At 64.4% G+C, this 7,368-nt stretch carries 7 protein-coding genes and 3 pseudogenes; 3 read left to right on the forward strand and 7 right to left on the reverse strand.

All coding sequences use genetic code 11. From position 1 onward, the window contains the following. Window positions 1–1,915, forward strand: a pseudogene (locus tag NP3_RS49655) (hypothetical protein); the annotation flags it as partial. Between the two features lie 292 nt (window positions 1,916–2,207). On the opposite strand, the gene NP3_RS51515 reads toward NP3_RS49655, so the two are convergent. Beyond that, on the reverse strand, window positions 2,208–2,453 hold the full coding sequence (locus tag NP3_RS51515; RefSeq protein WP_373864766.1) for a DUF397 domain-containing protein: 246 nt from the start codon (window positions 2,451–2,453) through the stop codon (window positions 2,208–2,210). 236 nt (window positions 2,454–2,689) lie between these two features. Between NP3_RS51515 and NP3_RS18570 the strand changes: the two genes are divergently transcribed. After that, on the forward strand, window positions 2,690–2,833 hold the full coding sequence (locus tag NP3_RS18570) for a hypothetical protein (RefSeq protein WP_245720999.1): 144 nt from the start codon (window positions 2,690–2,692) through the stop codon (window positions 2,831–2,833). Window positions 2,834–3,352: 519 nt separating this feature from the next. Beyond that, the gene (locus NP3_RS48015; RefSeq protein ID WP_157124383.1) at window positions 3,353–3,544 is read left to right on the forward strand and encodes a hypothetical protein; all 192 of its coding nucleotides are present in this window, start codon (window positions 3,353–3,355) and stop codon (window positions 3,542–3,544) included. A 1-nt stretch (window position 3,545) separates the two neighbouring features. On the opposite strand, the pseudogene NP3_RS18575 reads toward NP3_RS48015, so the two are convergent. The 6 genes and pseudogenes from NP3_RS18575 to NP3_RS50455 all read right to left on the reverse strand — a co-directional run. Next, window positions 3,546–4,358 (reverse strand): annotated as a pseudogene (locus NP3_RS18575) (SDR family NAD(P)-dependent oxidoreductase). Between the two features lie 77 nt (window positions 4,359–4,435). After that, window positions 4,436–4,885 carry a DUF350 domain-containing protein gene (locus NP3_RS18580; RefSeq protein ID WP_063042863.1) on the reverse strand — a complete coding sequence of 150 codons (450 nt, stop codon included), beginning with the start codon at window positions 4,883–4,885 and terminating at the stop codon, window positions 4,436–4,438. Window positions 4,886–4,914: 29 nt separating this feature from the next. Continuing rightward, on the reverse strand, window positions 4,915–6,078 hold the full coding sequence (locus NP3_RS18585) for a glutathionylspermidine synthase family protein (protein WP_063042864.1): 1,164 nt from the start codon (window positions 6,076–6,078) through the stop codon (window positions 4,915–4,917). Beyond that, window positions 6,078–6,575, reverse strand: coding sequence for a hypothetical protein (locus NP3_RS18590; RefSeq protein WP_245721000.1), 498 nt, complete (start codon window positions 6,573–6,575; stop codon window positions 6,078–6,080). The genes NP3_RS18585 and NP3_RS18590 overlap by 1 nt, the downstream gene beginning before the upstream one ends. Before the next feature lie 355 nt (window positions 6,576–6,930). Continuing rightward, entirely contained in the window at window positions 6,931–7,209 is a 279-nt protein-coding gene (locus NP3_RS18595; protein WP_063042866.1) for an acylphosphatase, read from the reverse strand. Then, window positions 7,209–7,368 (reverse strand): annotated as a pseudogene (locus NP3_RS50455) (OsmC family protein); the annotation flags it as partial. The gene NP3_RS18595 and the pseudogene NP3_RS50455, both read right to left, overlap by 1 nt.

Genomic DNA, 7,368 nt, shown 5'->3' on the forward strand with positions numbered 1-7,368 from the left:
ACGGGTCGTGGCACAGCGTGAATCCGCGCTACGGGTCGTGGCACGGCGTGGAGCAGCGCTGTGGGGCGGATCCGGTGTGGTGATCGCCTGTTGGCTGGCCGGATATCTGACGGTGGTGGATGTTTCGGCGGTGCACACCAGTCCCTCGGAATTGCGTGACTTATTACCCGGCGCAACGTCATTGGGGATTGTGCCGACGCTGTTCGGCGGACCGTGGAGTTGGGAACGCTGGTTGCCGTCGACGCCGTGGGCGGATCCGCCGAGCTGGGCGGTCGTGGCGGCTTGGGTCGCATTGGGCGCACTGGTGCTGCTGTCGCTGCATGCCCGGCTTCGTGTGGGGCCGGTGTGGGTGACAGCGGCGGCATACGTGCTCGTCGCGCAGCTGCCGGTCGCATTGGCCCGCAGCGGACCGAACACCGCTGCCGAACTGATGCAGTCCCTACGCTATTTCGCCGATATCGCAGTGGTGTTGACCGCAGCGGGTGCGCTGATACTGCGTGCCCAACCGCGTGACCACACTGCTGGGTTGCCTTCAGATGAGCGCAGCCGCACCGCTGAATTGTTTCCCGGTCTCCGCGATCTCATGCGCGTGCCACTCCCCGGCCGAATTCCTGTGCCGCTCGCGGATTCGCGTCGCCGCACCCCAGCTGTGCGAGGGCGCATTCGTGCGCTGTTCGCGGGTCCCCACGACCGCGCCGCTGCGGTGCGTCCCGACTCGCAATGCGATGCGACCACCCCGCAAAACCACACGCAGGCGCATCCTCCCGATCCTGGAGAGCAAGCGGCTGTGCCGCACAGCGCGGCTCCCGATTCGCGCGGCGTGGCGAGCACGTCACGTGGCCACGCTGCCGCGGTGCTTGCCGATTCGCAACACGACGCGACCAACCCGCATGACCACGCTGCGGCATCGCACCCCGATTCGCGCGGCGACGCAACTACGCCGCAGGACCGCGCACCCGCGTATCGGGCAGATCCGCGAGAAGACGCGACCGGGCTGGATGGGCGTGCACCCGCGCCTCCTCCAGACTCGTGGGGGGATGCAGCTGTGGCACATGACCGCACCGCCGTAGTGGGTCCCGATCCGGGAGGCACCGCAACCGCGATGTGCGGTGAAGCTCCTGCATCGGCTTGCGATTTGCGGAGCGAGGCAGGGATGTCACGGGGGCGGGCTTCTGTGTTGCTTGCGGGGTCGAGCCGCCGGTTGGCCAGATGGGTTCTCGGAATAGGCAGGGGCAGAACGGTATTGGGTGGGCGCGGCCAGGGGTTCATGCCTGGATCGCGGGCCGCGGCTGTGTTCGGGGTGGTCTTTCTGGTCAGCAGTCTTTGGTCTACTGCGTCGTTTGTCGAGTCCTGGCGGGTTAATCCGACGAGGACGTATGTGACGAATGTGAAGGGGGCGCTGGCGGGGAGTGATGGAGTGCCTTTGCTGGAGCAGGAGGTGCCGTGGGATGTGTTGAATCCGACGGCTTATCCGCAGAATTTGGTCAGTCGAGTGCTCGCGCCGGTTACGAAGCCGACGACCTTCGCTGATTCGACTTCGCGGCTGCGGATGATTACCGATAGTGGGGAGATCGTCGAGGCGGCGGTTTGGTGGAATCGCAGTATTCTGCCTGGGCCCGAGCAGGGCTGTGGGTATCGGATACGGGGGCCGCAGCCGAGTGATATTCCGCTCGACGGGCCGATGCTCGAACACGAATGGACTGTGCAGCTCAACTATCTGGCCAGCGAAGACGGACGAATTACCGTCTCGTTCGAACACGGCGAGCCCGTGGGCGCGCCGGTTCGCAAGGGGTTGAGTACCGTCTACGTTCGCGTGGTCGGCAGCGGGTCCATGCTCCGAATCAGTCCTCGCACACCAGGACTCGACCTCTGCCTGGGGGTTGGGCCCGTAGGAGTTGCCTCCTACGACAACTGACCTCCGGGCCCATTTGCGTACGGCCTGCCGAACTCGCTGCCTCCCCACACCCGGGCAGGGACCGTATCCACTCAGCCGGAGTGAAACAACGCGGGACCGGTCGAGTTCCTGGAGTCACGCACCCCGACCATGCCGCCCCTCGAGGTGCACAACCTCAACGCATCCCCCATCGCTGGTACTGCGACGGCTCGTGAACCAAACAGCATCGGCCAGGCCGATATTCACAACTGAATTCGTCGTTACAGCCGTTGAACTCACCGTCTCGCACTCCGGCGGTGAACACGTCCCACTCCTACGGAGGGAAAAACACGGCGCCGGTCGAGTTCTTGGAGTCACGCACCCCAACCAGACCGCCCGCGAGATGGGCAATCTCGACGCAATCCTTACCCGCCGCACTGCGCGTCGACTTGAACCACTTGGCCTCGGACAGATCCGTGCTCATGGCCAACCGGCTCAACCGCTGCCCCTCCCGCAGCTCGCGCAACCGTCGCCCGAGCACCCGGCGCGGCAAGGTCGTGTTGTTCGATTCGGTCGCCAAGGCCACCCACCCTTTCGTTAGCTGAGCTCACTGTCATGTCAGATTGAATGGAACGATCAGCCCATTTGGAGTGATTTCGTCTCGCGTCGAATCCCCCAGGAGGACTCCGAATCTACGGCATTCGCTGATTTACTGGCCATGTGCCCGACGCAAAACCACCGACCTACCGGCCCGAAAACGAAGGCGGCCCTGCGATGTTCGGCCTACCACCATTCGACCACAGTTTCCTGCCCGGCATGACCGATACTCAAGCTCATGCGGTGCTGCAGAACCATGCCGAGTGCGCCCGATCGAGCTGTCCGCGCAAATTGCAGGCGTGGGCATTGCTGATCTACTCGGGCGCAATCGAACCCGCCGACCGTATCCGAATGGGGTTCTGACCAGGTACCCGAAATCCAGCGGAGGGCAGATGCCCAGACGACGAAAGCGACAGCGTTACAAAGGAGTTGGACCACACTCTGGCACAGCGATCCGGTATCCGCGCCGGTCGACGCTCGACGTGATCCTTCCGGCCATGATGGCGAAGCGCTGTGCGGAAATGGCGCACAACCCGAAAGCAGCCAAGTCCGTTCATCTCTGGGGTTTCGCGGCTGTCGACAATGTATCCACCCACGACATCGGATATCTCCCGGTCGACCTCGATACCGAAACCGGCGGTTCACCGATTCTCGATGCGGCCGGAGAACTGATATCCCGAATTCCGGGACGACTGTGGGGATTCGGATTGTCGTATTGGGCTGTCGGCGAATCGCTGAGCGGCAACGAATGCCTTCCAGAAGACCTACTCGCCGACGCCACAGCGGGTCGATTGCGCGAACGCCCGACCGCCGACGAAATCTGCGCGGCAACAATTTTCGACGCACGGCGGACGCGAATACACATCCGCGCCCTGTATACACATGCCGGAGCTGGGACCTACGACATGGGAGAGCAACACCCTCGACGGCACCGACTCGATCCGCGCGTGGATCGACCGCTTCGACGAGGGCGTCGTCTCGGCTCATGCATGGGCCGCCGCAATCGCCCTCGATCCCGACCGGAACCGGAACGTGCTCAGCCGATTGCGGGCGCACACATCCGATATCCGATAGTTCAAATGTTGAATCCGCCGCCACAGATCAGCGTCTGCGCTGACGTAGTCCGATTCCGGCAGGCACAGCAGATATACCGCCCCCGCCGCTTCGGCCGGTGTACCGGCGCGACCGAGCGGGATCATGTGCTCCATGGCCGCGAGCAGATCAGGATTCACGCCGACCTTGATCTGCTTGCCCTGCACATCGATGGTCGAGCCACCGGCCGGGGCTTCGGTGAGCCGGGTCTTGATCATGCCGAAGGCGACGCTGTTGACGGTCACGTTGTAGCGGCCCCACTCCTTGGCGATCGCCTTGGTGAGGCCGATGATGCCCGCCTTGGCCGAGGAGTAATTGGCCTGTCCGGCATTGCCGCCGGTGCCTGCCATCGAGGAAATGTTCACGACCTTGCGGCACGGCACCGGCTCACCGGCGGACTTGGCCTGCTTCACCAATCCGCTGACCACCGGCTGCGCGGCACGCAGAATCCGGAACGGCGCCTCGAGATGGACGTCGAGAATGGCGTCCCATTGTTCATCGGTCATCTTCTGGACCACCGAATCCCAGGTGTATCCCGCATTGTTGATGATGATGTCCAGTCCGCCGAACGCCTCAACGGCCGTCTGCACGAAACGTTCGGCGAAATCGTCGTCGGTGACGCTGCCGATACACGAAACCGCCTGTCCGCCCGCGGCTTCGATGGCCGCGACGGTGTCCTTGGCCGTTCCGCATCGAGGTCGTTGACCACCACCTTCGCGTCCTCCCCCGCCAGCTTCAGCGCGATTTCCCGCCCGGAGCCGGAGACGATCGCGACCTTGTTTTCCAGTGTTCCCATGGGTGCCAGAACCTTTCGCCAGTGCCGGAATATGGGATTTCAGTGTGATCCGCCGCACCGGGATTGCACCCGAAGAACTACAGAATGGCGAAGGCGACAACCAGACCGAGCGCGAAATGCGCCGCGGCAACCACGAGAACCTCGGTGGTGTAGACATCGGATGCCAGCGCCGCGCCGATATCGATGCCGAGTGCGCGCTCGATGACCCGCACCGAAATCACCTGCGCGATGATGCCGACCAACCCGTATACGCTCGCCGCGATGAGGCCCTCGGACAGTTTGCCCGCCGAGGCGTAGGTCGCCAACACCACGATCAAGGCCATGCTGACCATGCCCGCGGCCGTGACGATGATGGCATTGGGCTTACCCGCGGCGACCAGCGCGCGCAGCTTGCCGGGTGTGGTCAGATCGATGGCGTAGAAGCCGACGAGCATGAGGGCCAAGCCGACGATGGCGTAGAGAACGATGGCTCCAACGCCGGTGCCGAGCGAGTTCCAGTAACCCGATTCGAGGGCAACTGCGGTCATCGTGATCCTTCCGAGGTGAGGTCGCGTAGTTACTGCGTAATGCGGTGCGGGACGAAGGCCGAGCCGTCGTCGGTGATCAATCCGGCGGTTTCGCGAATCCCGAGTCCGGCCGCGTTGTCGCCGACGATCCAGGCACCGAGGACCGGGCGCATATCGTCGAATTCCGGTAGCGGATCGAGCAATTGGTAGACGAAACCCTCTTCGCCGTAGACCCCGCCGGTGGCCGTCTCCAGGCCCGCGCCGACGATGGTCATATTCGCGCCCTCGCGCCCGAGCTTCGGCTTGCGAATGTATTCGGTGAGTTCATTGGGCTGATCGAGGTAGGCGGGCAATAGATTCGGGTGCCCGGGATACATCTCCCACAGGATCGCGAGGATCGCCTTATTGCTCAGCAGGGTCTTCCACAGCGGCTCGACCCACATGGTCTGCGGCAGGCTCGCGACCACGCGCTTACCGAAATCGTCGTCGAGCACCCACTCCCACGGATAGAGCTTGAAGATCGCGTCGATCGAACCCTCGGCCAGATCGACGAAACGCTCCAGCTCGCTGTCGAATCCGACGTCCTCGATCGGTAGCGCGATGGTGTCGAACCCGGCCTCGGCGGCGGTCTCCTGCATATACGCGGTGGTGACATTGTCCTCGCCGGTGGCATCCGCGCCGGACCAGGTGAAATGCAATTGCGCCGAGGGCAGGATGTCGCGCAGCTCGGTCCAGCGCTCGACCAGCTTCTCGTGCAGGGAATTCCATTGATCGCCGTCGGGATAGAGCGCGGTGAGCCAGTGCCACTGCACAATTGCCGCCTCCAGCAGTGAGGTCGGCGTATCGGCGTTGTACTCCAGCAGTTTCGCCGGACGGCGCGCGTCGTAGCGCAGATCGAAGCGCCCATAGACGTACGGATCATTGCGCTTCCAGGATTCCGCGATCGGCCCCCAACTCCATTCGGGCAGACCGAAATCCTTGTACCGCTCGGTGAGCACCACATGCTCGACGGCATTCAGGCACATCGAATGCAGCAGTTCGACATCGGCCTCCAGCGCGAGGATCTCCGACATCTCGAACTCGTAATGCACCGATTCATCCCAGTACGGCCGGGGCAGACCGCTCGCATCACGGCCGGGCGAGCCGTAGACCAGGCCCTGGCCCTCGATGATCTGCTGCCAGCCGGGCCGCGGTGTGGCGCGCACGCGTCGCATTACGAACCCCCGCTGCTCTTGCTGCTGGTACCGAGACCGCCGCGGGTAACGGTGCTGCCGCTCTTGGTCGAGATCTGAGCGCCCTTGGGCTGCACCGTGGTTCCGCCGCTGGGCGGTTTGCCGACGGTGTTGTTGCCGCCGTAGTAATAGCGGTACTGGTGCCCGTTGTAGATGAAGATCCCGTTGGTACCGGTGTACGCGCCGGTCGACCCGGATCCGACGGCGGTCGAGGCGACCTCGCAGTCGTCGTCGGGCGCGACGACCTCCTGACCGTTCTGATCGATCACGGTGCAATACGCGGTCACCTGATCGGGTTTGGTGAGCGCCCGATATGCGAGATAACCGCCACCGACCAGACCCGCGACACCGACAATGGCGACACCGCCGATAAGTACACGCTTGCGAGTGCGCTTCTTTTGCTCGGCGGCGGCCGTGGCGGCCCGCTGCGCCTCCTCGGCGCGCTTACGCGCCTTGTCACGCGCCCGCGCCTCGGCCACCGTGGGCGGACGCGGCTGAGTGACACCGGCCTCTTGGCGCTGGATACTGCCCCTTTGCGGCGGGGTACCGAACCGCCGCGGCCCAGTGCCAGGCGGAACCGGCCCGGTACCCGGCGCACCATGACCAGCATCCGACGGACCAGATCCACCGCTGGCCGAACCAGACCCGGCATCTGCCGAACCGGATCCACTGCCAGGCGAAAGCGGTTGCGGCGGTGTGGCTTCAGAGCCTGCTTGCCCACCAGACGCGGGCGTAGACGGCCCCGACTCCGGATCGGGCTCAGTCCGACCCGCGTCGTCTCCCGCCCCCGGACCTCCCGTACTCAACGATCACATCGCTCGGTCGTCGAAACCACTACCGCTCCTCGAATCCGGACAAATCTCCCCGCGCGGGCTCCCAGCTTTCCACAACAAGGTCGACCCGACCAGGAGTATCTCCAGAACGCAGAAGATCCAGCAACATTTCGCACGCGGGTCGCGGACCTTCGGCCACCACATGCACCCGACCGTCGCGGGCATTGGTGGCGCTTCCGGCCAATCCGAGCGCCAGCGCCCGCGAGCGCGTCCACCAGCGGAAGCCGACGCCCTGCACGAAGCCGTGCACCCACGCGCTGAGCCGAACCGATTCCGGCATCACGCGTCGATGGCGTCGATATCGAATGTCAGCGTGACCTTGGTCCCGGCCTTCAGCGTCCGGCCCACGGTGCAAACCTTGTCGATGGCGCGCTGCACGGTGACCAGCAGCCGCTCGCGGGCCTCCTCGTCCAATTCGCTGAGGTCCAGCTCGAATACC

Source organism: Nocardia pseudovaccinii NBRC 100343 (assembly GCF_001613225.1).
Lineage (GTDB): Bacteria > Actinomycetota > Actinomycetes > Mycobacteriales > Mycobacteriaceae > Nocardia > Nocardia pseudovaccinii.

Coding starts and splice junctions, on each gene's coding strand:
- NP3_RS18570 (WP_245720999.1), top strand. CDS start 2,690: ATGACCGATACTCAAGCTCATGCGGTGCTGCAGAACCATGCCGAGTGC.
- NP3_RS48015 (WP_157124383.1), top strand. CDS start 3,353: ATGCCGGAGCTGGGACCTACGACATGGGAGAGCAACACCCTCGACGGC.
- NP3_RS18580 (WP_063042863.1), bottom strand. CDS start 4,885: ATGACCGCAGTTGCCCTCGAATCGGGTTACTGGAACTCGCTCGGCACC.
- NP3_RS18585 (WP_063042864.1), bottom strand. CDS start 6,078: ATGCGACGCGTGCGCGCCACACCGCGGCCCGGCTGGCAGCAGATCATC.
- NP3_RS18595 (WP_063042866.1), bottom strand. CDS start 7,209: ATGCCGGAATCGGTTCGGCTCAGCGCGTGGGTGCACGGCTTCGTGCAG.